This is a genomic window from Verrucomicrobiia bacterium (assembly GCA_019694135.1).
Lineage (GTDB): Bacteria > Verrucomicrobiota > Verrucomicrobiia > JADLBR01 > JAIBCM01 > JAIBCM01.
Map to the genome: position 1 here is coordinate 188,233 of JAIBCM010000003.1, position 25,398 is coordinate 213,630.

The window sequence follows — 25,398 nt, forward strand, 5'->3', positions numbered from 1 at the left end:
AAAGCAAACATATGAGTCGTATCCTTCGTAACCTTACCTATCTCACCCTCTGTTTTTTCATGATTGGCTGCGCCAGCACCTCAGGGAAAAGCGGACGCAAAAAGCAATCGTCTCGCGATGAAATTGTTTTAATTCGTCCTGATGGCACTCGCTTTTCGATTCCCGATCAAGAAAATCCCCCCTCTGCCGATCTTATTGCTTTGCCTTACGAATGGCATCCTGAAATTTCCCTCACAGGCACAGTCATGCTGGAAATCGTTCTCAATGAACAACGCGTTTATATTTATCGTGGCGGGAAACAAATTGGCTACACACAAATTAGCACGGGTCGCGAAGGTTATAATACGCCAGTTGGCAACTACACCATTTTACAAAAAAAACGTGAATATTATTCGAACCAATATGGCTCTTTTGTTGATAACGTGACTGGAAAGGTTGTCGATAACAACGCTGAAATCGGTCAAAGAGCGCCTGCTGGCGCCCATTATGAACCCGCCCCCATGCCTTATTTTCAACGTTTAACCTGGGGCGGTGTTGGATTGCACGAAGGTTTCTTACCAGGTTATCCGGCTTCACACGGATGCATTCGCGTTCATCGCGATATGGCACATCACCTCTTTGAAGTCACACAAGTCGGCACACCTGTGGTCGTCACGCCTTCGCGACAAAATTTTTTGGCTAACACCACGCACTAGACTAGGCTATAACAACTTAACCTTTTTCAATCATCGCATAAGCCGAATGATTATGAATACTCTCCATGTTTTCCGCTTCTACGCGATACCAAGCAATTTGCGAATGAGCATTTAATTTCACTGCTATATTTCTCACCAAATCTTCAACAAAAACAGGATTGTCGTAAGCTTTTTCCGTCACATATTTTTCGTCAGGACGCTTAAGCAAAGAATAAAGCTCCGCACTCGCGCTTTCCTCTACCAAAGCAATCAAATCTTCAATCCATACCGGTTTTTCATGAAAACGCACCGATAGCGTAACATAACCTCGTTGATTATGCGCTCCACGCGCGCTAATCGCCTTGCTACACGGACACAACGTTGTCACAGGAACAATTACTGTGCAGATAAAATCAATTTCATCTCCATGAATCGTCGCGAAAAACTTAATTTGATAATCCATCAACCCCATTGCTTGGCTTACTGGCGCTAACTTTTCCAAAAAATAAGGAAACTCCATCTCAATATGCGCCGTCTCAGCTTCTAACTTGCGTTGAAGCTCCTGTAGCATCTCCGTAATATTTTCCACATGAATCTCGCGCCCATGCGCATTGAGCACTTCCACAAAACGACTCATATGCGTGCCTTTAAAATGATGCGGCAAATCTGCCGAAAGATTAAATATCGCCACTGTGTCTTGCACCTGATGCGCACGATCCCGAACGCGAATAGGATGTTTTAAACCTTTAACACCCACTTTATCAATTCGCAACTTACGATCGTCGGCTTCATTTTGTTTATCCAACAAACGCTCAATTTTCGGATTACGCCTCTCCATAAAATAAGGTTATAAAAAAAATGCCAAAGCGCAAAAGAATTTGTCGCTTCCAAACGCCTTTACCCTTTTCATTTCTCTCATTTTCTTACAAACTCCACCCCATGTTTAAGTTATTTTTTTCGATATTATTCCTGAATATCTGCCTAATTTCATTAACTGCTGAAACCCGTATTGCCTTCATTGATTTCAAACAAGTCACAGAACAATATCGATTATTTAAAACTACAGCAGATGAATTAAAAACAGCCGAAACCACTCTTAAAAAAGACCTGCAAACTAAATGGGAAGCCTTTGAACAACTTGTGAGTGAAGCAGTAACTCTACAACGAACCATGAATCACACCAAAATACCCACAGCTGAACAGTTCAAAAAAATGAGGGAGTTAGAAAAGAAAATTGAAAGCGAAAAAAAAGTCCTGCGCACTTACAAAGCAGACCAAGAAAATAAGTTTCGCACAACCTACTCTACGCAAACTGAAAAAATTTTGAAACAAATCCGACAAGTCACAGCCCAACTCGCCAAAGAAAAAGGCTATGACCTCGTCATCAACAAATCTGACCTCACCACCCACGCCACCTCTCTCGTTCCCTATATCAACACAGGCGAAGATTTAACCCAAGCTTTGGTCCAAAAATTAAATCAAGAAAACCCTTAATGCCATTTACTCCGCAAGCACGTGGGTTAATTTCCAACCTTTATTACGCTCCCATTACACTCACCGAAATTTTTCGATGATGCGATTGGCGTCGATGTTCAAAAAGAAAAATCCCCTGCCATGTTCCCAACGTTAATCTACCTTCATGAACTGGGATTGTTTCCGAAGTTCGCGTCAGCACCATGCGCAAATGACTGGGCATATCATCAGCTCCTTCCATCGTATGCACATAATCAGACATTTTTTCAGGCACTAATCGATCAAAAAAATTTTCTAAATCCAAACGAGCGGTATGATCCGCATTTTCAAAAATAATCAAACTAGCGCTCGTGTGCTGAAGAAAAACCGTAACGATTCCCTGTTGAATAGAACTTTCTACCACCACTTTCTCAATCGCATCGGTAATTTCATAAGTCCCCTTACCTCGAGTGCTAAAGGTTAACTCCTTAAAAAAAGTTTTCATGATTCATTCAACGGTAAACTTCTCGCCTATGTCCAATCTTAAAGATAAAAATTTCTCTCAAATCATAATTAATCTCATACAAAATACGGTAATTTCCATGGCGGATACGATACCAATTTTCTGACCCGGATAGTTTTTTCGATTCCACTAATAAAAAATTTTGAGATAATTTTTTAATTTTTTCTACAATTTTTTGACAATCTTTTTTAGGCAACGATGCCAATTCTTTTTCAGCTGATCGTTTAAAAGTTATTTTATAACTTTCCATTCGCCTTTAATTTCTTCAACACCTTTTCAAAAGAAATATTAGATTCATTTTTACGTTGGTGAAAAGCCGCTAAGTCAATAGCATCCTCTTTTAATTCGTGCTGAATTGCTTCATTTACTAAATTAGAAAAAGTTGTTTCCCTTTCGATAGCTTTCAAACGCAAGGCTCGATGAAGGTGGGGTTCAAAATAAACAGTGGCACGCTTCGTCAACGTTTTCATATTCAAAAAATAACATTAAAACGCTAAAACGTCAAAATGTTAAATTATCCGATTCGCTCAATCCGAGCTCCCAATTTTTTTAAGCGCTCATCAATGCGCGTAAATCCACGATCAATTTGAGCAATATTTTGAATTTCCGATTCCCCTTCCGCGCATAATGAAGCAATCAAAAGCGCCATGCCTGCGCGAATATCCGGGCTGCTCATTTTATCCCCTTTCAAACGTTCCGGCCCAATCACAACCGCGCGATGCGGATCGCATAAAACAATGCGCGCGCCCATTCCAATCAAACGATCAGTAAAAAATAAACGCGATTCAAACATTTTTTCATGAATCATAATCGTCCCACGACATTGCGTGGCCGTTACCAAAGCCACAGAAGTCATATCGGCGGGAAATCCCGGCCAAGGCGCATCATCAATAGTAGGAATGGCTCCTCCCAAATCACTCACGATTTTCAAAGCCTGCTTAGCTGGCACGCGCAAAGCAGTTCCTTCGGCTACCGTTTCAATTCCCAAACGCGCAAAGACCAAACGAATCATGCGTAAATTAGGAATATCCGCATCTTCAATTAAAATTTCTCCACCAGTTAAAGCGGCCAATGAAATAAAACTTCCCACCTCCAAATAATCCGGTCCAATACAATGCGACGTCCCATGCAACCCTTCCACACCGCGAATTTTTAAAATATTCGAACCGACACCTTCAATCTGAGCTCCCATTTTTACCAGCAAATGACACAGCCCTTGAACATGCGGTTCACTTGCCGCATTGCGAAGAATGGTTTCACCTTTCGCCAGAACTGCCGCGCAAATGGCATTTTCCGTCGCAGTCACCGAAGCTTCATCCAACAAAATGTCAGCGCCCGTTAATTGATCCGCTATTAACTCAAATCCTTCCGAACACGGCTTCACTTTTACACCCAAAGCTACCAAGGCCAACAAATGCGTGTCTAAACGACGACGCCCAATCCGATCACCCCCTGGTTTAGGCAAAATCACCCGCTTTCGACGCGCCACCAAGGGTCCTGCTAAAGTAATAGAGGCACGCAATTTTTCAGAAAGATGCTTAGGAATATCTTCTTGCGACAGTTGAGCTGCTTGAACCTGGAGCGTGCTCGGATTATCCGCCGAAATTTGAGTAATATTCACCCCCAGATAACGCAAAATTTCTTGCATCACCTCAACATCTGCAATTTCTGGCACATTTTCTAAAGTTACCGATTCTTGCGTCAAACAACATGCCGCTAACAAAGGCAACGCCTCATTTTTATTACCTTGCGGACGAATCACTCCCGAGAGCGGCACGCCTCCCTGCACTCGAAACATCTCGCGGCTAAAGAAAGATTCCATGCCGCAGAAATATCAGCCTTTCACAAAACCACAAGCGCGACGTGAAAAATTTAGCACTATCACTGAGCTAATAATATACTATTCCACAATAAAAACTCGTCCCGACTCATCGCGCACACGAGCACCCGGCTCAACATTACCCACATAATACCGTTTCCCGTTATACGGATTAATCACATAATTCGGATCACCAGCCAAACGTTTTACTACTCGCTCCTGCTGACCGCCCACAATAAAATAACGACCTTGCGGATCGCGCATGCGCGTGCCCGCTGCCACATCACCCACAAATAACAACGACCCATCAAATGGACTAATGACATAATCAGCATTTTTCGAACTACGTTCCGCAACCGGATAAGCCGTGCTACGCGACGTGCTTTCGTTGATTGCCACACCCGCCAATGCTCCTGCTGCCGCGCCTGCTAAAGCGCCGATCCCCGCTGCCGTGGCATCACCGCCGGCTAAACCTCCAATAGCTGCACCCGTTCCCGCGCCAATCACAGTGCCCCCAACTACCGTTCCCGTGCCTGGTTGCGGTTCAGAAGCGCATCCGACCAATAAACCCGCTAAAGTTAATGAAGCGACTGTAGAATATAAATTTTTCATAATATTTGCCTTTAATATCAATTCGACGTCATGAGAAATAAACTACTTCAAATCATTTAGCGATCAAATTTAGCCCGTAGGATAAGTCTCCCTGCTTGTATTCTTAATTAGTAATTTTTGCAGGGCAAGTACTCCGCTTGCCAAAAATTTCATCTTAAAGCCCCGAAGGAACATCAATAAAACTCCAACGCAAGCGAAAACGTTGACCTACATGATTCGCTAGCGCTTTCACCCCGAAAGTTTCCGTAGCGTAATGCCCACCATAAATTAAATTAATCTTAAGTTCATGCGCAGCCCCAAACGTCCAATGACTACCCTCGCCCGTGACAAACGTATCAATACCACTTTTTGCAACATCATAAATCCGATTCCCAGCTCCACCTGTAATAACTCCCAAACGACGAACCACACGCGGACCTGCCGCAATTAATTTCGGCTCACCTCCCAACACTCTACCCAACCGCCGACACAACTCCTTCCGATCGCAACACGTGGTAATCAATCGTCCAATCGAAGTGCCTTTTTCTTCAAAAGCCGGTTTACCCGAAGCTAATTTTAGCGCCTTCGACAACAAAACATTATTACCTAACTTGGGATGCGCATCTAACGGCAAATGCGAACTATAAATCGCAAGATTCGCATCCATCGCCGCTTTAAAAAGCCCATAGCGAGCGCCCACCATCAACACCTCTTCATTCCAAAATAACCCATGATGCACCAACAAAAGATCAGCCCGCGCCTCAATCGCTTTCGCTACCGTTAACCCGTTCGCATCTACCGCCGCCATCACTTGACTAACCCGCCCGTTATTAGCCAATTGCAACCCATTTTTCGCACCCGAATAATCAGCAATATGAGCATGTTGCAAATAGTTGTTCAAATAGTTCGTAATTTTTGATAAAGCCATCATAAAGTTTACTTCTGAAAAACCATACCACACCAACCTTCTTTTTGAAAAATTTCTTTTGCTGTTAAAAAAGAAAAGGCTTTTTGAACTTCCGCCCTTTGATAACTGCGAATGCCGGATAAAATAAGGAAGCCATCTTTTTTAATCCAGTTTGCGATTTTTTTCGATCGATGAATTAATATTTCGCTAAAAAGATTAGCCACGACACCGTCAACTTTCTGCTTAGGTTGAAAATGTTCGATTTTTTTCACATTCCACGAGATATTAACCCGATTGCGTTGCGCATTTTGTTTGGCAACGCGAATGGCGACGGGATCACTATCAAAGGCTTGAACTTTTTTACAACCAAGTTGAGCTGCGGCAATCGCTAAAATACCGCTACCTGTTCCTGCATCAACAAGTGAAGCAAAGGGATAACATTTTATCATTTCACGCAAACACAAAAAAGTGGTCGCATGAGCACCTGTGCCAAAGGCGGCTTCGGCTGGAATCCACAAGATTTTTCGCTTCGGATAACGGCGTTGAAAGAAATCGCGTTGCTTTTCACTGGCAACAACTAGTAATTGATTTTCTATTTTTATCGGATAATGAGCGGCTCGTTGCCATTTTGCCCATTGTTTGGAATCGAAGAATAAAACGCGTCCACCCAAATTTTTCTGTAAAATTTTGCCCTCTGTTTCATTTTTCAAATAAATTTCTAGTGCTCCAGTTTTTCTATGCGGTTCTTGAGTCAAAACCACTCGATCTCCAAAAATTTTTTCTAAAAAAGGAATCCAACTTTCTGCAAATTGACTGCGTTTCCGCCAAAGATAACCTTGTTGTAAGTTTCTCAAAAAATATTAAGGCGTATCATTCAAAATGGAGTCTAGCTCGCGAAAGTGCTTATCCTCCAATTTAACTTCGCTTCGTTGTGCAGATTTCAAAGTGACTGGAACCAATGCCCAATACAGTTTATCCTCTTTTTTGGCTCGAGCCCAAATTTGATAATCACCGGGTCTAGCCTCTTTTTCTAAATGATCAAAATAAACTTTGTCTTGATTGCGATTTCCTGTGGCAACACGAAACTTTTCCGGTAGTGCTTTGAGCTCTTTTCTATATTTTACTTCTAAGGAGGCCACATTCGCTTCGGGAGTTATCGATTTTTCCTCTTCCTTTATCGGTTTTTCCGTATCAGCTAAAGAAGCCTCTTCTTTCGCAATTTCTTCATTCAATTTGCCCAAACGTTGCTGCAAATCAGCCACAGCAGTTTCCGCTTCAAATTGCGCATCAAACGCTTTTCCTTTCACCTCTAAATTTTTAGAATCCAGTTCACTAACAAAATCGCGCCACTCTTTTAATTTGCTTTCTGCCCAAGCCAATTCTCGGGTTTTATCCACACTGCCACGACTCGCACGATAAAGACCTAGACGAAACGCGCTAACATAAACATCGGGCGCTTCCACATCAAATTTCTCTGGCCAATCTATTTTTAATTCCTTGGCTCTTTTTGCAATGGACGATTTAAAGTTTTTTAACTTTGAATCGTAATCATTTTCCTGGCTATCATTAGCTTCATCCCAGATTTGGTTCACTTTTTTCCTGCGTTTATTTAAAATTTCCTGGATCTGCTCTCGCAATGTGTCGCGTTGCTCTTTCAACTGGCTTACTTTTTTTTCCAAAGCTTGCAATCGTCCCTGGATTAAATCTGCCTCTTTTTCCAATAATTCATCCGATTTTTTAGCGTTGTCTTTCACACCATTTTTCTCTTTTTCATAACGCTCTTGAATCAATTGAATCTCAGAAACCAAAGGACGCACTAAATACACCGTGCCATCTATTGCAAAGCTTGGCGTGGCTAAATCGCAAACTAAAGTCATTTCTCCTTTTGGTTTCAAGAACCAAAAAGCAATACTGATTCCGACCAGAATCAATAACAACAAACCAATAATAAAAGTGCGTCCTGCCCCGCGTTGAGATATTTTGTCATTCATAAAACCATCAGCTCCTTAGCACGCCCGCTCCAGAACAAAAAGCTCCTTTTTTTTGTTTTCACGGCTTTTTAGCTTTAAAACCATTTGTAGACCACGTTTTTTATCTTTTTGGCTAACCCAAAAATCGCACTTCCCCCGATTCAAGGCGTTTTCTATAGCTTGGGATGAAGTAAAAATTTCATAGCGACAAGAGCCCCCAAAAAATTCGCGCGCTACGGGATAAGCATTTTTCTCTTCCTGCGCCAATAAACCTATTGCCAACGGTTTTTGAATCGAACGGCAAGAGGACAAAATTTCGCGATAAATAGCCAGCAACGACTTTTCCGGAAAATGAGCAGATTTTTTTTTCAGCAATTGCTGCAATAAAATTTTTTCTCGGTGAGGATCAAAAATGGATTGTCCCATTTTCCGTTTCGCCTGACCGATGGCGCGCGCCAATTGAAGCCGTTTATTGAGTAACTTCAAGAGGTTTTGATCGATCTTGTCGATCTGTTGCCTCAACTGTTTCAGATTCATCTTGAGATTTTGTTTCTATATTTTCTTCTTTCGATTCTTCCGCATTTTCTTCAGGAATTTCTTGCTTCACTTTTTCCATTAACACTCGTCCTAATTCCGCGGCATTAGGCAATTCTGCGATATCGCGAAAGCCAAAAAATTCTAAGAAGAAAGGTGTTGTCTGGTAAATTAAAGGTCGCCCTGGCGTTTCAGCTTTGCCAGCAATTGCAATCAAGCCGCGCTCCATCAATTTGGCTAACATCGCATCGCATGCTACACCACGAACCCCTTCTACTTCAGCGCGAGAAATCGGTTGGCGATAAGCAATAATTGCCAAAGTTTCCAAAGCGGCCAAACTCAAACGCGTTCCAACATTCGGCGCGCGCAATTGGCGCAACCAAAGCCCATATTCCGGCTTAGAAATAAAACGGTAACCCTCCGCCACCTCTTCCAACAGAAATCCCCGCTCTGATTGCTGCAAGTCTTGCTGCAATTTTTGTAAAATCTCGATTATTTCATTTTCTTTAATCCCGCTAAACGCTTTAGCCGTTTCAGCTCCTTCCAATTGAGCGGTTTCTTTCAAAAGTTTAACGATATCTCGAACCGATAGAGGTTCGGTTGCGGCAAATAACAAGGCTTCAATTAAAGAGGATAATATCATAACACACGACTTAAGATAATTTCACCAAACACTTCGCTTTGCTGCAATTGCAATTGTTTGATTTTTGCCAATTCCAAAATTGCCAAGAAAGTTACCACCACTTCAGGGCGTGACATAGTTTCTTGAAATAATTCGCTAAATAAAATGTTTTCTCGCATCCGAAGCTGCTGAGTAATAAGCTCAATTTTTTCTGCAACCGTAAAACGATCCGCCTCAATAAACTCGGTTCTTTCTCGTTGCGCAATACGATCCAGCACCCGCTGCAAAGCGGTTAATAAATCAAAAGCGGTCACCTCGCCTAAGCGCATGGGTGAAACATCAGAATCCGTGAAAGATTCCGAATCACCGCGTGCAAACATCATTTCTCGAACTGCACCCAAATCGCCTAATTGTTCGGCCGCTTCTTTAAATTTCTTGTATTCAACCAACTGACGCACCAACTCCCAACGCGGATCCTCCTCTTCTACCTCCTCCTCCGGTAACTGTTGGTCTACTGGCAAAAGCATACGACTTTTAATATAAAGCAGTGTAGCGGCCATCACCAAATATTCGCCAGCGATCTCCAGATTCATGCCTTCCATAGCACGAAGATACTCCAAATATTCACGCGTAATTTTTTCAATCGGAATATCGTAAATATCGAGCTCATCGCGTTTAATGAGATACAAAAGCAGATCCAACGGCCCTTCAAAAACTGGCAATTTCACTTGCCATAACTCTTTTTGTTCTAAACTCAACATAATCCAACAGCTTTTCGAATTTTTCTTAGCATAGGTTGAGCGACGTGACGCGCTTTTTCAGCACCCTCTTGCAAAATTTTTTCCACTTTTTGAGGATCGGTTAATAGATCTGTTCGTTTTTCTCGATAAGACGCTAGCGAATTCCATAATGCTTCGAATAATTGCTTTTTATATTCGCCATAGCCCACCCCACCTTTTTGAAACGATTCTTTCATGGTATCAATCTCAGTTTGAGAAGCAACTAAAGCATAAAGTTGTAAAATAATAGAATCTTCAATGGGTTTAGGTTGCTCCATGGGCGTGGAATCAGTTTTAATACCCATCACCTTTTTTCGGAAAATTTTTTCTTCATCAGAAAGAAAAATACCGTTGTTATAAGATTTTGACATTTTTTGGCCATCCACTCCCAACACCGTGGCCACTTCAGATTGGATTCTGGGCTCTGGCAATTTAAACGTGACACCAAACCGCTCATTAAATTTAATCGCAATATCGCGAGCAACCTCGACATGTTGTTTTTGATCTTTGCCTACGGGAACCACATCCGAATCATAAATTAAAATATCCGCCGCCATCAAAACTGGATAAGCAAAAAGACCATGGCTCGGTTGAATGCCACGCGCCAATTTATCTTTATAAGAATGGCAGCGCTCCAATAACCCCATCGGTGTGAGTGTGGATAAAATCCAAGCCAACTCAGTGACCTCCGGCACATCGCTTTGACGAAATAACACTGCTTTTTCCGGATCCAATCCCGCAGCCAAAAAATCCAGTGCAACTTCAAATGTCTGGTTCTTCAGCGCTTTGGCCTCAAACACCGTGGTTAACGCGTGATAATTCGCAATAAAATAAAACGCTTCCCCTTGATTCTGCAGTTCAATAGCAGGCCGCATCATGCCAAAATAATTACCCAAATGCAAACGCCCCGAAGGCTGAATTCCAGATAAAATTCTCACAATGATTCTATTGATTTTACTATTGCCTCACCCATTTCTCGGGTCGAAACTTTTTGCGCGCCAGAGCTATAAATATCGGCTGTTCGCAAACCTTTTTCAATCACTTGTTTTACTGCGGTTTCAATCGCTCGCGCAGCTTCTTCTTGTCGTCCGGAAAAACGGAGCAACAAAGCCGCTGATAAAATTTGTGCGATGGGATTTGCAATCCCTTTCCCCGCAATGTCCGGCGCCGTTCCTCCACTGGGTTCATACAAACCAAATGTGCCTTCTGCCAAAGAAGCACTCGGCAACATTCCTAAAGAACCAGTTACTGCTGCCACTTCATCGCTAATGATATCTCCAAACATATTTTCGCAAAGCATGACATCATATTGCTCAGGATTTTTCACCACCTGCATTGCCGCATTATCGACATAAACAAAATCCAGTGCTATATCGGGATATTGAGGTGCAATCTCTTTCACCACACGTCGCCAAAGTTGGCTGCATTCCAAAACGTTGGCTTTATCAACCAAAGTAACTTTTTTACGGCGTTTTTGCGCGGCTTGGAAAGCGATATGGGTCACACGCTCAATTTCGTGCGTTTCATAAATCATCGTGTCAATAGCACGTTCGCCCTTTTCTGTTTTTGTGGTTTCCTTAGGTTTTCCAAAATAAAGTCCACCCGTTAACTCCCGCACGACCAAAATATCAAATCCATTCGGAATCAACTCCGTTTTTACGGGCGAGGCATGCACTAAAGCGGGGTAACAAATCGCAGGTCGCAAATTAGCATAAAGCCCAAAAAGTTTTCGCAAGGGCAATAGAGCCGCGCGTTCGGGCTGTTGAGCAGGCGGCAACGATTCCCATTTCGGACCACCTACAGAGCCAAAAAGAATCGCATCCGATTCACGACAAAGCTTAACGGTTTCCTCCGGCAAAGCCGTGCCATGCCGATCAATTGCTATACCACCCACATCCGCTTCATTAAGTTCGAACGAAAATTTAAACTTTTTCTCAATCGCGCGCAAAACCCGAACCGCTTCCGTCATAACCTCCGGACCAATGCCATCACCAGCCAAAACCGCTAATTTCATTTTGATAGCCATAAGCATTTATTGACTAGCGTCTTTTCTATAAAGCGCCAGTGAGAAAATTTATTACAAATTATTTACAATCTCCCATTTGACGAAATGCAATTCTTAACGTTTATTCCTTAAAAAGGTTATGGCTATGGCAAAATACGGCGAAAGCTCTCAAGTTTCAGAAGCAGAATCGAAAGCAAAACTAGATGCACTGCTCGCCGGAGCCTTTTGTTCAGATCAGTCGGGATCAACACTTCAATTTCTTGATGTTAATCATGACCCCATCGATCAAATTAACATCACCAATCCATTTCCCATTTTCGATAAAAATCGTGATGGTCGTATTTCCCAAAAAGAACTCAATAATCCGAACCTTGATATTAATACTTTCAATGCTCACTCCGGTTTTTATATTCAATACAAAAACCCTGACCTTGTTGGCAAGGGCGAAATCCAAGTCGATCTCCAAACTTATAATCCTACCAATTCTAACAGCAAAAACAGCGAGACAAACAAAGTAACTTTATATGAAGTGAAACCCGGTGTTTTTGTTTCTAATTATAAAGTGTTATTTTCCACTCCCAATCACGACCAGCGCTTGACCAAAAATCATCTTGATAATTCGCCCAATGATCAGTCATATTTAGGAGAACTAGGCAGCCAAATTTCTGTTTCTTATCAAAATGAAAAAACAGGTAAAATAACTACTGCTAACGCCTCTGTTCCAATAAAAAATCAATCGAGAATTCAACCCGTTGTTTTTAGAAAAGAAAACGGAGAACCTACCGCAACTCAGGCAGAAATCGATCGACAAATGGAGATCACCCAAGCCATTTATGCCTCTCAAGGCATTAAGTTAATTATTGCACCCACTGTCATTTTAGATAAGCAACCTCCCGTTTCCACTCCGCCCGGAAAAAAATTTGCTAATCGTGAACAGGTCGATCTAACTGCCGTTTGGGTAAATGAAGAAATTAACAAGCAATCTTCCTATACTAATGATCAGGAAATTAGAGTTGTATTTTGGGGCAGCGAAAACTATTTATACGGCAAAAACGCTAGTGGAACCGCCCTAACTCCCACAGAAAGCCATAATTTCAATATTTGGGAAGCACGAAATGCTATTCTATTGGCTGATCTCAGCTCTCATCAAAGACCCATCCTCGCACACGAAATCGGTCATTTATATCTCGATAACCAAAGCGTCAAAAGACATCGATTTTTTGATCCTATTCATGCACGGGATACTAATAATCTTATGAACCACAAAGTACCAGATTTTGAAGCGGCATTTACTCATTATCGAGATCAAACCAACATGTCTCATTCTTCTTTATTAGCCCCTCAACCTTCGCAAGTCATCTCTTCAATTCCACGAATAACATGTCCTTAATCATTTAATGCGGCCCTACAATTTTTTGAGTCACACCGACTCCAGGAAGAGATAAAGGCATAGGTTCTTCATCTGCTTTCAATAAAAACACCTCGCCTTTTTTCTGAAAAATAAAATTGACTCCCCCAGCTACCGCATCATCCACCGCTACCACTTTTCCCAATCCTTGATTCAACTTACGAAATGGAACAATTGAAACTTTCAACTCCTTATCAATTTTTTTAGCAGCTGCTTTCACACTAAATTCATCAATGCCCACATCATCGACTCCATTATCCTCTTCATCATCTAGATCATCTGCGAAGTCATCTTCTTCATCGTCGTTTCCTAAATTTTCTTCAAAAAAAGCCAGACCTAAATTTTTCTTCTTTTGAACCAAAAAATCAATCAACCCATCGGCATCCACATCTCCTACTCCAACAACTTTAAAACCGGGACGCATCCGCACTAAATCAGTTAAAGGCGTGAAATTTTTCCCATGAAATAATTGAACTTTAGAACCTTTTTGTAAAAAAACATCAGAAAACCCATCGAAATCAAAATCGCCACTCGCTCGGATTTTTCCACTATTTTTCGGCAGCACTCCTAGTAAAATAAAGGACTTCGCCACCATATTGCTCATCGGCAAATAACCTACCGTCCTTCCACTTTGCAATAACACATCCAAAAACGCGTCATCATTATAAAAACCGGCTCCTACTACTTGCGTTCTAGGATCCGTTAATGTAGCAATTAATTTATCTTCCAAAACTTCCGTGTCATTACTCATCAAAATAATATGAATCTCAGACCCGGTTCCCGTTTTTGTTTGTATTAAAATATCTCGCAATCCATCTCCATTAAAATCAGAGCGATCTCTTTCAAATACCGTCTCTTCCGGTAATTTCTCAAAAACAGTCACTCGCGATAAATCCGGATCTGCCACAAAAAGTCTGCCTGCAGCATCATACGCCAATCCCCATGGCACGCTCAAAGCCGAAGCATTAATATCGCCCAATCCTGAACTCGTAAAATTAGTTTGTCCTAACACAACCTTGGCTCGTGCACTATTAATCACCGGCACCGATTCATAAATCAAAACTCGACCTTCGGCATCTCCAATCGCCAACTCACCTTCTGAAGAAATCGCCACACCTTGCATCATCCCAAACCGATTTTGTGTAATATCGGAATGCTTCACTCCAAAACCACTTTGTCCAATCACCACATCCGCATTCATCCCATTAAACGTAGGCACTTCATTAAAAACAAGCGCCCGATTGCCCTGCTCCTCACTCACCACCAACTTGCCTTCTGGCGACATCGCCAACCCCAAAGGTTGATCCATTTGATTTGCCCCACTACCAGCCACGGCGGACATAAGATCGACCTGGCCCATTACCCCGTCCGCCGCGGCTCCGTTGGATTCAGGAACGGAATTAAAAATTAAAACCCGATGATTCAAACTATCGGCGATTAACAATTTCCCATTGGGGGTGATCAACAATCCCGCAGGCATTCTTAGCTTCGTTGCTGAAACACCCCCTTCAAAAGAGAAAAAATTCATCTGCCCAATCACCACATCAGCCGGCTGAAAATGATTAGTAGGAATCGAATTCCAAATCAAAACACGATTATTTGAAGAATCCGAAACCAACAACTTTTGACCATTCGGCGTAAATGCCACACCCTTAATCTCTTCACCGAAAAGTGAAGCACTGGTTCCACTTTCCGCCGAAGTAAATCCCTCTTTCCCCAAAACAATATCTGCAGGTACTCCATTATTTGTCGGCACCTGATTCCACAAACAAACTCTACCCCCTTCGAGAGAGCCTATTGCTAGTTGCCCCAAAGCACTCACCGCAACCACCGAAGCCGAATCCATCACAGTCTGACTGCGCTCCAAATCCACTTCGACAAAGTTAGATTGACCAATCACCAAACTCGCAGGTTGAAAATTCGCGAATCTAAGACTTAAACCTAAGACAGGGAATCCTGTTAGCAAAACACCTAAGATCGGGAGTTTCTTTAGTGTCACCTGTCAATATAATCCAGATCAAACTCAAAAGGTAAATTTGTCTAAAATTTTTAAAATTAAATCATTTGACAAATGGAAAAATAGAAAATTTCATGGATTAATCTTACAAAGGCATTTAATTTTGATTATCTTTAGGTCCTTACAAACCACAAAAACCTTTGCACAAAGTTAGGTTTTCCTCTATTTTGCAAGTAGAGAAATAGATTTATGAGTAAGACATTATTCCAAAAAGTTTGGGATGCCCATGCGGTTCGGAAACTACAAAATGGGCAAACGCAGCTCTTTATTGGTACCCATTTAATTCACGAAGTCACTAGCCCACAAGCTTTTGCGATGATTCGTGAAATGGGGCTAAAAGTCCGTTATTCCCATCGCACCTTTGCCACGGTTGACCATATCGTGCCAACAGATCAAGTCGCTGAGCCTTTTAGCGATTCTTTAGCCGATGCTATGATCAAAGAACTTCGCAAAAATTGTAAAGAATTTGGTGTCACTTTTTTTGATCGCAGTACGGGCAAACAAGGCATTGTCCACATCGTCGGTCCGGAACAGGGCATCACACAACCCGGCACTACCATTGCTTGCGGTGATTCGCACACTTCCACTCACGGCGCATTTGGTGCGATCGCGTTCGGCATTGGCACAAGCCAAGTGCGTGACGTGCTCGCTACGCAAACCATGGCAATCGGACCGTTAAAAGTTCGCCGTATTAATGTAAACGGCAAATTAGCGCCCGGCGTTTATGCAAAGGATGTCATCCTCCACATCATTCGCAAACTGGGCGTCAATGGCGGTACAGGTTATGCCTATGAATATGGTGGCTCTATTTTTGACAACTTTACCATGGAAGAACGTATGACCGTCTGCAACATGTCAATCGAAGGCGGTGCACGGGTCGGTTATGTGAATCCTGATCAAACCACTTTTGATTATTTAAAGGATCGCCCTCACAGTCCGAAAGGCAAAGCTTGGGACGTGGCGGTAGAACGTTGGAAATCCTTTGCTTCGGATTCCGATGCCAAATACGATGACGTGGTTAATTTTAAAGCCGAAGAAATTGAACCGACTGTTACGTGGGGCATCAATCCTGGGCAAGCCATTTTTATCAATGAAACCATTCCCTCAGTTGAAAAAAGCGATGAAACTGAAAAAGCTTCTATAGCCGAAGCATTAGAACATATGAAATTTCAAGGCGGTGAACCGATTAAAGGCAAAAAAATTGATGTCGCCTTTATCGGAAGTTGCACCAATGCGCGACTGGGAGATTTTGTGGAGGTTTCCAAGTATCTTAAAGGCCGCCATGTAGCTTCTGGTATCAAAGCCATCGCCGTTCCAGGCTCTCAAATTGTCGCGGAACAATGCAAACAAAAGGGCATTGATAAAATTTTTTCTGAAGCAGGTTTTGAATGGCGCGAAGCAGGGTGCTCGATGTGTTTGGCCATGAATCCTGATAAATTAATCGGCGACCAACTCTGCGCTAGCTCCAGCAATCGTAACTTTAAAGGTCGTCAAGGCAGCCCTACAGGACGCACGATTTTGATGAGTCCCGTCATGGTCGCCGCTGCCGCTGTAACAGGACAAGTTTCTGATGCCCGAGAAATTTTTAAAAATGGAAAGCATTAAAGGTTATGGCACTCAAAAAAATCACTTCAGTTGTTGGCACTTGTATTTCAGTTCCCGGAGACGATATCGACACGGATCGTATTATTCCCGCGCGCTTCATGAAATGTGTGACATTTGATGGATTAGGTGAATTTCTTTTTTACGATGTGCGTTTTGATGAAAATCAAAAACCTAAACCTCATCCTTTAAATGATCCAAAATTTAAACAAGCAACTATTTTACTTAGTGGTAATAATTTTGGCTGCGGCAGCTCTCGCGAGCATGCGCCTCAAGCGCTTTATCGCTACGGTATCCGCGCCGTGCTTGCTGAGGGTTTTGCCGAAATCTTCTTTGGCAACTCCACCACTCTGGGCATGCCTTGCGTGTCAGCAAATCGTCAAGACATTCAAGCTATTCGCGACATTGTTGAAAAAAATCCTAGTGCTGAATTAACTATCGATTTAGTAAATCAAAAACTTCACATCGAAAGCAAAACCTTTCCCTGCTCTCTTCGCGAAAGCGCTCGTGATGCTTTAATCAATGGTCGCTGGGATGCTATTGGTGAATTATTAGAAGCCTCAGAACAAGTCGATACCGTGGCAGAAAAATTGCCCTATCTTGCTACTGCTTAAGTAAAATTGTCAAACTGCCAAGCAGGTCATACTATAATTCCACTAGCTTTTTAAGTAATTTGTTTTATATAATTAATTATATGCTCCCAAAATCAATTCTCCCTTGGACTGCCCTGCTTTTATTAACCGGTTGTGCTTCGGTCAGTGTCAAAGAGCCTAAACAACCAAAAAACATCATTACCCTTCCCACGCAAAAACCGGATCAAATTTATGTGGAACCTTTTTCCACAAAAGATGCTCAGTTCAATGTCGACCGGGAAGGCGCAGAGCTGGCTACATTTAAAAAAGATACAGCTTGCATGCTTCAAGATAAACTTATTAAACGCCTTACTGAGCTTGCTCCTGCTCGAGCCGTTTCTGGTCAATTGCCGCAAACCGGATGGTTAATTCGTGGTCAATTTATTAGAGTAAATCAAGGCAGTCGAGCGTTGCGGGGCATTATTGGATGCGGTTTAGGCGCAACCAAAATGGAAACTTGCGTACAAGTTTATGATCTTTCCCAATCCACTACTATTCCATTTCTTATTTTTAAAACCACTGGTGGTAGCAATGCCGAACCCGGCGCTGTTCTGGGTGCTGGCCCTCCTGACTGGATTACGTTGGGTTTAGTTGTAGCAGGCACCTGGAACGTTGTTCACGGCATTAGCGAAGATGCCTGGCGAACTGCACGAGAAATTCGAAACTATCTCGTAACTTACTGTCATAATTTCGATTAATTTTAAACGTCTAAGTGCTAACATTTGACAAGCCTTGATAACAATTTTATTTTGGTTGGTAAGAGTAAGTAATTTCTTAGGAATCAATCAATGAAAAATCAGATCGAACTTCGTAATAAAGTCACACAACTACGAAAAAGCAAAACAAATCTACCTTCTATCTGCGGTGTTCTCTCTACCTTTTTCTTTATCGGATTAGCTTTATGGGTTTTAAAAACCTATTGGAGTTGGTGGACGGGTGTTGCTGTATTTTTTACAATAGGCTTTATGCAATATCGATTAGTTCTCGCTTCACATGAAGCAGTGCATAAAAACTTATTTTATCCGGTTTGGCTTAATGAACTGGTTGGATTGATTTGTGCCTCCTTTGTGGGCATTTCTCTTTTCAATTATCGTAAAGCACATTTGGAACATCATAAAGCGCCTCAATCCATTCAAGACGATATCGATGGCTATATTTACCGTCCTTTGTTGAAAGCAAAACCAGGCTGGAACAGACTTTGCTTACTAATCACAGGCAATTATGTTGACATCTTAACTAAGTTACGTCGAAAATTTTTGGGTGATGGTAATTTAGAGGGGACTCATGCCGAAGTTGGTAAAGAACTTCCTTCAAGCAAACAAATTTTTTTACAACTCTTTCCCATTGTTATTATCCAAGGCACAACTTTGGCTTTCTTTATTTGGTATTTAAATGGATGGAGCTATTTGATTTGGTGGTTAACTCCTATTTTTGTCGTAGCCTTACAAATGGATCGAGCGCGCACTTTTTTGGAACATGGATATAATTACTTTTTTCCTGGTCCTCCGATTGAAAATTTGGCAGAGGCACAACAAGACACCATTGATATCGATACTAATGCTATTGAACGCTATTTGTTTGCTCCCTATGGTTTTAGTTATCATCAAGGTCATCACTCTCAACTTACCGTCCCGTTTTACCGTTTAAAAGAACTCACTCAATTGTTGGAAGAGTATCAACCTAATTATCATCGTCGCGTTCGAGGCTCTTATCTTACTATCTTGTTCAAAATGTTGTGGGCCTATAAATGAACGAGCCTCTTTTAACGGGTTCCAATGGCAATTGTTTAATTTGTGGCGATCTACATTGGAGATTAACCGTTCGCAGCGAAGATTTAGAATATTATTGTCAACTTCGAACATGGGATTTGGTGCAATGTGCTCACTGTGGACATGTTTATCTTCACCCCCTCCCTGAACTTCATGAAATTGCTTCACTTTATCCATCCACTTATTACACCGTAAATTCGAAATCGCCCATTTATTTAGATGGAAAGGTCGTCGAACAAAAATTGCTCCAAGATGCAAAACATTTAAAAAAATTAACCCAGACCATTCTTGTTCGTTCCGTTGTCGATATTGGAGGTGGTAATTTAATGCGACTGGTAAAAGTAAAAGAAGTTTTTGGATCAGACATTGAAACGATTTGTCTGGATTTACAATTTGATGAAGCTGCATTAAAAACTGCAAAAAGCTCTCAAGTTAAAATGGTAGTGGGAAATGTGGAAAGTGATCTAAGTGCATTGCGTGATGAAGGCCATGACCTGATTGTCATGCGCCAGCTTATTGAACATCTTCGCGATCCTCGATCGGCATTATTAGGTTTATATCGAAAACTTTCGCCTAACGGTCTGTTAATTATTGATACTCCCAATCGCGGTGGATTAGATTATCATTTATTCAAAAAAAAATACTGGGGAGGCTATCATATTCCGCGTCATTTTCACTTATTCACTCAACCCTCTTTAGTTAAACTTTTGGAAGAAACCGGTTATAGCGTTTATCTTAAAGGATTCACACCTTCTCTAGCCTTTTGGATTATCAGTTTTAGAAATTGGCTTGGTTTAAACAGCATCAAACGTGGAAAATCCTTTTGGGAATTTTTCTATCTCAAAAATCTTCCAATTTCCGGTTTCTTTTATTTAATAGACTTATTTTTGATTAAATTAGGCTTCGCTTCGTCTAATCAATTTATCTTTGCACAAAAAAAATAAGAAATAACCCTTTAGCTTTAACTCATTGATTCTAGTCTGCCTTCGGCTTATCATATAGTATTATGACTTCGCCCCCTCAGCAAGTCTATCAAAAGGTGTTGGAATGCGCGCGCGATATTTACTCGCACACGGAGTGGGAATCATTGCGTAGTCATTTGATCACGACCTTACCCAAATTAATTTCTTCGAGCTTAACTTATTACGCTGCTACCGAACCCAAAACTCAAAGCACTTACGAGTTAGTTGACCAAAGCAAAGGCGCTAAAATTGAAAAATTGCAACCAGCCTTCGAAGAACATATGAAGGAAGCTCCTATCATTCGAAGATCTTATGGCAAAGCACCTGGCCAAGTCATGAAAATTTCCGATTATCTTTCTCAACGCGAATTTCATGAAACGGGTCTTTATCACGAATATTATAAGCCTTTGGGTTTGGAAGATGCCATGGTGGTCACTCTACCCGCTCCGCCAACCGTCGTTTCTACTTTGGTTTTGAGTCGCGAAAACCGAAGCTTTACTGAAAAAGATCGTGCCCTTCTTCAATTATTAGCTCCTCATATCGTTCAAGCTTGCCTCAATGCAGAAAAAATTGAAAACCGATTAGAAATCAGCAAACAACCTCTTCGCTTGTTAGAATCCTTGGACCAAGGCGCTTTATTAGTTGCTCCAGATGGCACCATTCATTATGCAACACAACAAGCTCAAACTTCGTTGACCTACTATTTCCCAGAATATTCCAATTCTCCTCAAAAATTGCCTGAACCTATTAAACATTGGTTTTCCGCTCAAAAAGAAAAATGGGCCGACTCCCATTCTTTAGCGACTTTAACTTCTTACGAAATCGATCAAAACGAAAAACGATTAGAAATTCAATTTGCCAAAAATCTCGTGGAAAAAGATTTCGTGCTTTTGTTAAAAGAAAAAAGTTTCGCTGTGCCTCATCAACAACTTCAAAGCCTCGGCCTTAGCCCTCGCGAGGCAGAAGTGCTTTATTGGCTTGCTCAAGGCAAAACCAATCCAGAAGTTGCGATGATCCTCAACGCGAATCCCGCCACGATTAAAAAACATGTCGAACGCATTTTATCAAAATTAGGAGTGGAAAATCGTTCTGCCGCCACCATTAAAGTCATTGAAGTTTTAGGACTGCCACCAGCCTAAAAGCCCCATTGAGTGATAAGAAAAGTGGTAGGCTCTTCCGGAAAAATTTCGTCCGAAGCGTCCATTGCAGGCACCAAAACAAATTCGCCTTTTTGCAAAATTTCATTCCCCCATCGCGCTCTTCCTTCAACCACAAAAATCAATTGAAAAGTGCTCGGATCATTTTTCCATAAAAATGGCGTAGCGAATTTTTGTTGTTTCAAAGAAAAAAAGGGTGTGATCAATGGATTTTTTTCAAGCAAAGCATGTGGCGACATTTCTTTTCCTCGCCAAATAATGGATTTTAGCGCTTCATTAGAGTGTAACGATCGCAATTTTCTCTGAGCATCAACCCGATCCCAATCATGCAACCGATAAGTCGTATCGGCATTTTGTTGCACTTCAACAATCAAATTTCCTCCTCCAATCGCATGCAAACAACCGGCTGGGATAAATGCCACTTCGCCAGGTTGTGGATGATACCGATTCAATTGATCAATCACAGTATGATTCCTAATTGCTTGAGTAAGTGAAGACTCAGTCACACCCTCTTTGACTCCTAAAAAAATTTCAGCATTGGGCTGTGCTTCCACAAAATACCAAGCTTCCGTTTTCGATTCACTATTCAATTCTTTCGCGATTTGCGCCGGAGGATGCACTTGCAAAGAAAGTTTATCTTGGGCATCTAAAATTTTAATTAAAAGAGGAAATCGATCAACATCAGGAGCTTGAGTTCCAAAAATTTTTTCTCGTTCATGGATCCAAAGTTCATGCAATGTTTTCCCTTGATAAGGAGCACTTGTGACCACACTTTGCGCTTCTTTACGGTCCACTAACTCCCAAGATTCCCCAATAACAAGAGCAGGCGGTAAGGGTCGACCATATAAAGTCTCAATTTTTCTACCGCCCCACACCCTTTCCAAATAAATCGGTTGGAAACGGATAAGAGACATGGCTCAAGTTAGAATTATGAATTATGAATTAAAAAGTTAATTTTCATAATTCATAATTTTAATTTACTTCAAAGATTGGCAAAAGCGCGAGAATCGTTCCAAGCCCGATTCAATTTGTTCCAGGCTGGCCGCATAACTTAAGCGCACCGTGTTATCATCCCCAAAAGCAATACCAGGCACAACGGCAACTTTATGTTTTTCCAAAAGTTTTTCAGCAAACTCTTGAGAACCTAAACGAAATTGAGAAATGTCTGGCAAGACATAAAAAGCGCCTTGCGGTTCTGTTACTTTAACACCTGAAATCCCGCGCAACAACTCCACCATACGTTGGCGCCGTGTATCAAATTCATCTCGCATATGCGCCACACAATCTTGAGGACCACGCAAAGCGGCTAAAGCCCCTTTTTGAGCAAACGAAGTCGGATGCGAAGTGCTATGACTTTGTAAACTATCAATCGCAGCGGCAATGTGTTCCGGAGCCGCAACATAACCCAAACGCCACCCTGTCATCGCATAAGCTTTGCTAAAGCCATTGACCGTAAGCGTCATATCATAAATACCCTTACTGAAACTCGCAATACTCACCGCTTTAGCATCGCCATAAATTAATTTTTCGTAAATTTCGTCACTTAAAATATAAATTTCTTCTTCCAAAGCAATTTCTGCCAACTCCACTAACTCCGCCTCGGTGTAAACCGAACCGGTAGGATTACCTGGCGAGTTAAGGATCACCATCTTAGTGCCAGGAGAAATATTTTCACGAAACAATTCTGGCGTTAATTTATAACCATTTTCCGCTGTAGTAGGCACAATATAAGGTTCACCCCCAGCAATTCTCACCATTTCCGGATAACTCAACCAATAAGGCGCTGGAATTAAAACTTCGTCACCTTCATTCAACACTGCCATCATGGCATTGAAACAGGAATGTTTTGCCCCACAATTAACAATGATTTGCGAAGGTTTGTAATCCAAACCATTATCCTCTTTTAACTTATCGGCAATTGCCTGACGCAACTCTGGAATTCCAGAAGAAGGTGTATATTTAGTAAAACCCGCTTCCAAAGCGCCCATAGCAGCCGCTTTGATATGTTCAGGCGTATCAAAATCCGGTTCGCCTGCGGCAAAACTTAACACATCTTCTCCGGCAGCCTTTAATTGCTTAGCTTTCGCATCGATCGCTAAAGTCTGTGATGGAGTCACTTCTTGAATTCGTTTGGCAACTTGCATGCAATTTTCCTTATCTACTAACATTTTCTTACCTTTTATTTCGTTTCTTTCAAAGTTGGCGAGCCTAAGCAGCCCCAGAGTAATCGTCAACGAAAAAGCCACACTCCCATTGGCATCATATTTTTGATTGATGACAAAAGCAGGAGAAACACTGGACAAAAGAAACACTTTCTCACACCCTTCGCTCTTATTTTAAAAATGAAAAATATGAAAAATTGGGGAGTTATCTTTGATTGGGACGGAGTCATCGTAGACTCTTCGCGCCTACATGAGAAAAGCTGGGAAATTTTAGCCAAACAACTCAACCTGATTTTACCTGAAGGCCACTTCAAAAAGGGTTTTGGCATGAAAAATGATTATATCATTCCCAACATCTTAAAATGGGCTTCGGAGAAGGAATCCATTCAACAATTAGCAGATCGTAAAGAAGCACTTTATCGTGAACTCGTGCGTGACGAAAAAATTGAGTTATTGCCAGGAGTTCGTTCTTTGTTGGAATCTCTAGCTCGCCACGAAATTCCTCGCACCATTGGTTCGTCCACTTGCCTAGCCAATATCCAAGTTGTATTAGAATGCACGGAGATTGCCCATTTTTTTGATAATATTGTTTCAGCCGAACAGGTCGCACAAGGCAAACCGCATCCTGAAGTTTTTTTAAAAGCCGCCCAACGCTTAAACCTTATCCCGCAACAATGTTTAGTCATCGAAGACACACAAGTCGGATTACAAGCAGCACAAGCTGCGCACATGTTTGCTTTAGGTGTAGCCACCACGCATCCTGCAGAAACATTAACTCAAGCCGATCGCGTCGTAGATAACCTGACAGTCGTCTCAGTCGAAGAGTTAGAGCAATGGGTCACAGACGCGCTTTAAACCATTCGATCGTTTTTTGAAGACCCTCTTCCAACTTCACTTTAGGTTCCCAACTTAAAATCTTTTTTGCTCGAGAAATATCGGGACGCCGTTGTTTAGGATCATCTACTGGCAAAGGTTTATAAATAATCTGACTTTTGGCTCCAGTGATTTTAATGATTCTTTCCGCAAACTCCTTCACCGTTAACTCAATCGGATTACCAATATTTACCGGCTCATGAAAATCAGATTGCGACAAACGATAAATGCCATCAATCAAATCGGAAACATAACAAAAACTCCGAGTTTGACTCCCATCACCAAATACTGTTAACGATTCATTGCGTAACGCTTGACTTACAAAAGCCGGCACCACACGACCATCGCGCAAACGCATGCGAGGGCCGTAAGTGTTAAAAATACGAACAATATGCGTGTTCACCTTATGATAGCGATGATAAGCCATCGTCATTGCCTCAGCAAAACGCTTCGCTTCATCATAAACGCCGCGCGGGCCGATTGGGTTCACATTACCCCAATAATCTTCCGATTGCGGATGCACCAAAGGATCTCCGTAACATTCCGAAGTCGACGCCAAAATAAAACTCGCCTTCTTGGCTGCAGCCAAACCTAATGCTTTATGCGTGCCCATCGCCCCCACTTTCAAAGTTTGGATCGGTAATTCCAGATAATCAATCGGACTCGCTGGTGAAGCAAAATGAAAAACAAAATTTACCTCGCCTGGAATATAAAGATATTCCGTGACATCCTGCTTAATAAATTTAAAGCGTTCGTTTCCTGCAAGATGTTCGATATTAGCCACATTCCCAGTAAGCAAATTATCCAAACCAATCACCGTATGACCTTCGGCTAACAATCGATCGGATAAATGTGATCCTAAAAAACCCGCAGCTCCTGTAACAACACTTATTGGCATGCAATCGGTGTAACGAAATTAATACGAAAGTCGAGCGTGAGA

28 protein-coding genes are annotated in these 25,398 nt (G+C 41.8%); 10 read left to right on the forward strand and 18 right to left on the reverse strand.

Going from position 1 to position 25,398, the window contains the following annotated elements; all coding sequences use genetic code 11:
• The first annotated feature begins 11 nt into the window (after positions 1-11).
• Complete coding sequence (locus tag K1X66_05450; GenBank protein ID MBX7157811.1) at positions 12-695, forward strand: L,D-transpeptidase family protein; 684 nt, start codon at positions 12-14, stop codon at positions 693-695.
• Between the two features lie 16 nt (positions 696-711).
• On the opposite strand, the gene folE2 is transcribed toward K1X66_05450, so the two are convergent.
• On the reverse strand, positions 712-1,512 hold the full coding sequence (gene folE2, locus K1X66_05455) for a GTP cyclohydrolase FolE2 (protein ID MBX7157812.1): 801 nt from the start codon (positions 1,510-1,512) through the stop codon (positions 712-714).
• Between the two features lie 101 nt (positions 1,513-1,613).
• Here folE2 and K1X66_05460 point away from each other — a divergent pair, with 101 nt between their 5' ends.
• Positions 1,614-2,168, forward strand: coding sequence for an OmpH family outer membrane protein (locus K1X66_05460; GenBank protein ID MBX7157813.1), 555 nt, complete (start codon positions 1,614-1,616; stop codon positions 2,166-2,168).
• Positions 2,169-2,211: 43 nt separating this feature from the next.
• Here K1X66_05460 and K1X66_05465 read toward each other — a convergent pair whose 3' ends face one another.
• From K1X66_05465 to leuB, 13 genes are all read right to left on the reverse strand, one after another.
• Positions 2,212-2,631 (reverse strand): secondary thiamine-phosphate synthase enzyme YjbQ, encoded by a 420-nt coding sequence (locus tag K1X66_05465; protein MBX7157814.1) that lies wholly within the window; start codon positions 2,629-2,631, stop codon positions 2,212-2,214.
• Between the two features lie 7 nt (positions 2,632-2,638).
• On the reverse strand, positions 2,639-2,899 hold the full coding sequence (locus tag K1X66_05470) for a type II toxin-antitoxin system RelE/ParE family toxin (GenBank protein ID MBX7157815.1): 261 nt from the start codon (positions 2,897-2,899) through the stop codon (positions 2,639-2,641).
• A complete protein-coding gene (locus tag K1X66_05475; GenBank protein ID MBX7157816.1) occupies positions 2,886-3,119 on the reverse strand; it encodes a CopG family transcriptional regulator in 234 nt (77 codons plus the stop codon). The genes K1X66_05470 and K1X66_05475 overlap by 14 nt, the downstream gene beginning before the upstream one ends.
• A gap of 44 nt (positions 3,120-3,163) precedes the next feature.
• Complete coding sequence (gene murA, locus K1X66_05480; protein ID MBX7157817.1) at positions 3,164-4,447, reverse strand: UDP-N-acetylglucosamine 1-carboxyvinyltransferase; 1,284 nt, start codon at positions 4,445-4,447, stop codon at positions 3,164-3,166.
• Positions 4,448-4,549: 102 nt separating this feature from the next.
• On the reverse strand, positions 4,550-5,080 hold the full coding sequence (locus K1X66_05485; GenBank protein ID MBX7157818.1) for a hypothetical protein: 531 nt from the start codon (positions 5,078-5,080) through the stop codon (positions 4,550-4,552).
• 154 nt (positions 5,081-5,234) lie between these two features.
• Positions 5,235-5,990 (reverse strand): Nif3-like dinuclear metal center hexameric protein, encoded by a 756-nt coding sequence (locus tag K1X66_05490; protein MBX7157819.1) that lies wholly within the window; start codon positions 5,988-5,990, stop codon positions 5,235-5,237.
• 5 nt (positions 5,991-5,995) lie between these two features.
• Positions 5,996-6,820 (reverse strand): 50S ribosomal protein L11 methyltransferase, encoded by an 825-nt coding sequence (locus K1X66_05495; protein MBX7157820.1) that lies wholly within the window; start codon positions 6,818-6,820, stop codon positions 5,996-5,998.
• Between the two features lie 6 nt (positions 6,821-6,826).
• On the reverse strand, positions 6,827-7,957 hold the full coding sequence (locus K1X66_05500; GenBank protein MBX7157821.1) for a hypothetical protein: 1,131 nt from the start codon (positions 7,955-7,957) through the stop codon (positions 6,827-6,829).
• A 15-nt stretch (positions 7,958-7,972) separates the two neighbouring features.
• Entirely contained in the window at positions 7,973-8,422 is a 450-nt protein-coding gene (locus K1X66_05505; GenBank protein MBX7157822.1) for a chorismate mutase, read from the reverse strand.
• Positions 8,406-9,113 (reverse strand): SMC-Scp complex subunit ScpB, encoded by a 708-nt coding sequence (scpB, locus tag K1X66_05510; GenBank protein ID MBX7157823.1) that lies wholly within the window; start codon positions 9,111-9,113, stop codon positions 8,406-8,408. The genes K1X66_05505 and scpB overlap by 17 nt, the downstream gene beginning before the upstream one ends.
• The gene (locus tag K1X66_05515; protein MBX7157824.1) at positions 9,110-9,853 is read right to left on the reverse strand and encodes a segregation/condensation protein A; all 744 of its coding nucleotides are present in this window, start codon (positions 9,851-9,853) and stop codon (positions 9,110-9,112) included. Before K1X66_05515 ends, scpB begins: the two co-directional genes overlap by 4 nt.
• Positions 9,847-10,809, reverse strand: coding sequence for a tryptophan--tRNA ligase (gene trpS / locus K1X66_05520; GenBank protein MBX7157825.1), 963 nt, complete (start codon positions 10,807-10,809; stop codon positions 9,847-9,849). The genes K1X66_05515 and trpS overlap by 7 nt, the downstream gene beginning before the upstream one ends.
• The gene (leuB, locus tag K1X66_05525) at positions 10,806-11,897 is read right to left on the reverse strand and encodes a 3-isopropylmalate dehydrogenase (protein ID MBX7157826.1); all 1,092 of its coding nucleotides are present in this window, start codon (positions 11,895-11,897) and stop codon (positions 10,806-10,808) included. Before leuB ends, trpS begins: the two co-directional genes overlap by 4 nt.
• A gap of 118 nt (positions 11,898-12,015) precedes the next feature.
• Between leuB and K1X66_05530 the strand changes: the two genes are divergently transcribed.
• The gene (locus tag K1X66_05530) at positions 12,016-13,266 is read left to right on the forward strand and encodes a hypothetical protein (protein ID MBX7157827.1); all 1,251 of its coding nucleotides are present in this window, start codon (positions 12,016-12,018) and stop codon (positions 13,264-13,266) included.
• Positions 13,267-13,270: 4 nt separating this feature from the next.
• Here the strand turns inward: K1X66_05530 and K1X66_05535 are convergent, their stop codons facing one another.
• Entirely contained in the window at positions 13,271-15,283 is a 2,013-nt protein-coding gene (locus K1X66_05535; GenBank protein ID MBX7157828.1) for a hypothetical protein, read from the reverse strand.
• 207 nt (positions 15,284-15,490) lie between these two features.
• Here K1X66_05535 and leuC point away from each other — a divergent pair, with 207 nt between their 5' ends.
• The 6 genes from leuC (at position 15,491) to K1X66_05565 (ending at position 21,405) form a co-directional block, all read left to right on the forward strand.
• Positions 15,491-16,906, forward strand: coding sequence for a 3-isopropylmalate dehydratase large subunit (leuC, locus tag K1X66_05540; GenBank protein ID MBX7157829.1), 1,416 nt, complete (start codon positions 15,491-15,493; stop codon positions 16,904-16,906).
• Positions 16,907-16,911: 5 nt separating this feature from the next.
• Positions 16,912-17,517 (forward strand): 3-isopropylmalate dehydratase small subunit, encoded by a 606-nt coding sequence (gene leuD / locus K1X66_05545; GenBank protein MBX7157830.1) that lies wholly within the window; start codon positions 16,912-16,914, stop codon positions 17,515-17,517.
• An 80-nt stretch (positions 17,518-17,597) separates the two neighbouring features.
• Positions 17,598-18,233, forward strand: a complete 636-nt coding sequence (locus K1X66_05550) for a DUF4410 domain-containing protein (protein ID MBX7157831.1) — start codon at positions 17,598-17,600, stop codon at positions 18,231-18,233.
• A gap of 90 nt (positions 18,234-18,323) precedes the next feature.
• Complete coding sequence (locus K1X66_05555; protein MBX7157832.1) at positions 18,324-19,286, forward strand: fatty acid desaturase; 963 nt, start codon at positions 18,324-18,326, stop codon at positions 19,284-19,286.
• Entirely contained in the window at positions 19,283-20,248 is a 966-nt protein-coding gene (locus K1X66_05560) for a class I SAM-dependent methyltransferase (GenBank protein ID MBX7157833.1), read from the forward strand. Before K1X66_05555 ends, K1X66_05560 begins: the two co-directional genes overlap by 4 nt.
• A gap of 62 nt (positions 20,249-20,310) precedes the next feature.
• A complete protein-coding gene (locus K1X66_05565; protein ID MBX7157834.1) occupies positions 20,311-21,405 on the forward strand; it encodes a LuxR C-terminal-related transcriptional regulator in 1,095 nt (364 codons plus the stop codon).
• Here the strand turns inward: K1X66_05565 and K1X66_05570 are convergent.
• Together K1X66_05570 and K1X66_05575 are read right to left on the reverse strand one after the other, a co-directional pair.
• Positions 21,402-22,337, reverse strand: a complete 936-nt coding sequence (locus tag K1X66_05570; GenBank protein MBX7157835.1) for a class I mannose-6-phosphate isomerase — start codon at positions 22,335-22,337, stop codon at positions 21,402-21,404. The genes K1X66_05565 and K1X66_05570 overlap by 4 nt on opposite strands.
• A 63-nt stretch (positions 22,338-22,400) precedes the next feature.
• Positions 22,401-23,567, reverse strand: coding sequence for a pyridoxal phosphate-dependent aminotransferase (locus K1X66_05575; GenBank protein ID MBX7157836.1), 1,167 nt, complete (start codon positions 23,565-23,567; stop codon positions 22,401-22,403).
• Between the two features lie 198 nt (positions 23,568-23,765).
• Between K1X66_05575 and K1X66_05580 the strand changes: the two genes are divergently transcribed.
• Positions 23,766-24,440 (forward strand): HAD family phosphatase, encoded by a 675-nt coding sequence (locus K1X66_05580; GenBank protein ID MBX7157837.1) that lies wholly within the window; start codon positions 23,766-23,768, stop codon positions 24,438-24,440.
• Here K1X66_05580 and K1X66_05585 read toward each other — a convergent pair.
• The gene (locus K1X66_05585; protein ID MBX7157838.1) at positions 24,424-25,356 is read right to left on the reverse strand and encodes an SDR family oxidoreductase; all 933 of its coding nucleotides are present in this window, start codon (positions 25,354-25,356) and stop codon (positions 24,424-24,426) included. The genes K1X66_05580 and K1X66_05585 overlap by 17 nt on opposite strands.
• Between the last annotated feature and the right edge of the window lie 42 nt (positions 25,357-25,398).

Excerpts from the sequence above, each read along its gene's own strand:
- leuD (MBX7157830.1), top strand. The coding sequence starts at position 16,912 with ATGGCACTCAAAAAAATCACTTCAGTTGTTGGCACTTGTATTTCAGTT.
- K1X66_05450 (MBX7157811.1), top strand. The coding sequence starts at position 12 with ATGAGTCGTATCCTTCGTAACCTTACCTATCTCACCCTCTGTTTTTTC.
- K1X66_05560 (MBX7157833.1), top strand. The coding sequence starts at position 19,283 with ATGAACGAGCCTCTTTTAACGGGTTCCAATGGCAATTGTTTAATTTGT.
- K1X66_05465 (MBX7157814.1), bottom strand. The coding sequence starts at position 2,631 with ATGAAAACTTTTTTTAAGGAGTTAACCTTTAGCACTCGAGGTAAGGGG.
- K1X66_05550 (MBX7157831.1), top strand. The coding sequence starts at position 17,598 with ATGCTCCCAAAATCAATTCTCCCTTGGACTGCCCTGCTTTTATTAACC.
- K1X66_05565 (MBX7157834.1), top strand. The coding sequence starts at position 20,311 with ATGACTTCGCCCCCTCAGCAAGTCTATCAAAAGGTGTTGGAATGCGCG.
- K1X66_05580 (MBX7157837.1), top strand. The coding sequence starts at position 23,766 with ATGAAAAATATGAAAAATTGGGGAGTTATCTTTGATTGGGACGGAGTC.
- murA (MBX7157817.1), bottom strand. The coding sequence starts at position 4,447 with ATGTTTCGAGTGCAGGGAGGCGTGCCGCTCTCGGGAGTGATTCGTCCG.
- leuB (MBX7157826.1), bottom strand. The coding sequence starts at position 11,897 with ATGGCTATCAAAATGAAATTAGCGGTTTTGGCTGGTGATGGCATTGGT.
- K1X66_05555 (MBX7157832.1), top strand. The coding sequence starts at position 18,324 with ATGAAAAATCAGATCGAACTTCGTAATAAAGTCACACAACTACGAAAA.
- K1X66_05460 (MBX7157813.1), top strand. The coding sequence starts at position 1,614 with ATGTTTAAGTTATTTTTTTCGATATTATTCCTGAATATCTGCCTAATT.
- folE2 (MBX7157812.1), bottom strand. The coding sequence starts at position 1,512 with ATGGAGAGGCGTAATCCGAAAATTGAGCGTTTGTTGGATAAACAAAAT.
- scpB (MBX7157823.1), bottom strand. The coding sequence starts at position 9,113 with ATGATATTATCCTCTTTAATTGAAGCCTTGTTATTTGCCGCAACCGAA.
- K1X66_05470 (MBX7157815.1), bottom strand. The coding sequence starts at position 2,899 with ATGGAAAGTTATAAAATAACTTTTAAACGATCAGCTGAAAAAGAATTG.
- K1X66_05515 (MBX7157824.1), bottom strand. The coding sequence starts at position 9,853 with ATGTTGAGTTTAGAACAAAAAGAGTTATGGCAAGTGAAATTGCCAGTT.
- K1X66_05490 (MBX7157819.1), bottom strand. The coding sequence starts at position 5,990 with ATGATGGCTTTATCAAAAATTACGAACTATTTGAACAACTATTTGCAA.
- K1X66_05570 (MBX7157835.1), bottom strand. The coding sequence starts at position 22,337 with ATGTCTCTTATCCGTTTCCAACCGATTTATTTGGAAAGGGTGTGGGGC.
- leuC (MBX7157829.1), top strand. The coding sequence starts at position 15,491 with ATGAGTAAGACATTATTCCAAAAAGTTTGGGATGCCCATGCGGTTCGG.
- K1X66_05475 (MBX7157816.1), bottom strand. The coding sequence starts at position 3,119 with ATGAAAACGTTGACGAAGCGTGCCACTGTTTATTTTGAACCCCACCTT.
- K1X66_05575 (MBX7157836.1), bottom strand. The coding sequence starts at position 23,567 with ATGCAAGTTGCCAAACGAATTCAAGAAGTGACTCCATCACAGACTTTA.
- K1X66_05585 (MBX7157838.1), bottom strand. The coding sequence starts at position 25,356 with ATGCCAATAAGTGTTGTTACAGGAGCTGCGGGTTTTTTAGGATCACAT.
- K1X66_05530 (MBX7157827.1), top strand. The coding sequence starts at position 12,016 with ATGGCTATGGCAAAATACGGCGAAAGCTCTCAAGTTTCAGAAGCAGAA.
- K1X66_05500 (MBX7157821.1), bottom strand. The coding sequence starts at position 7,957 with ATGAATGACAAAATATCTCAACGCGGGGCAGGACGCACTTTTATTATT.
- K1X66_05485 (MBX7157818.1), bottom strand. The coding sequence starts at position 5,080 with ATGAAAAATTTATATTCTACAGTCGCTTCATTAACTTTAGCGGGTTTA.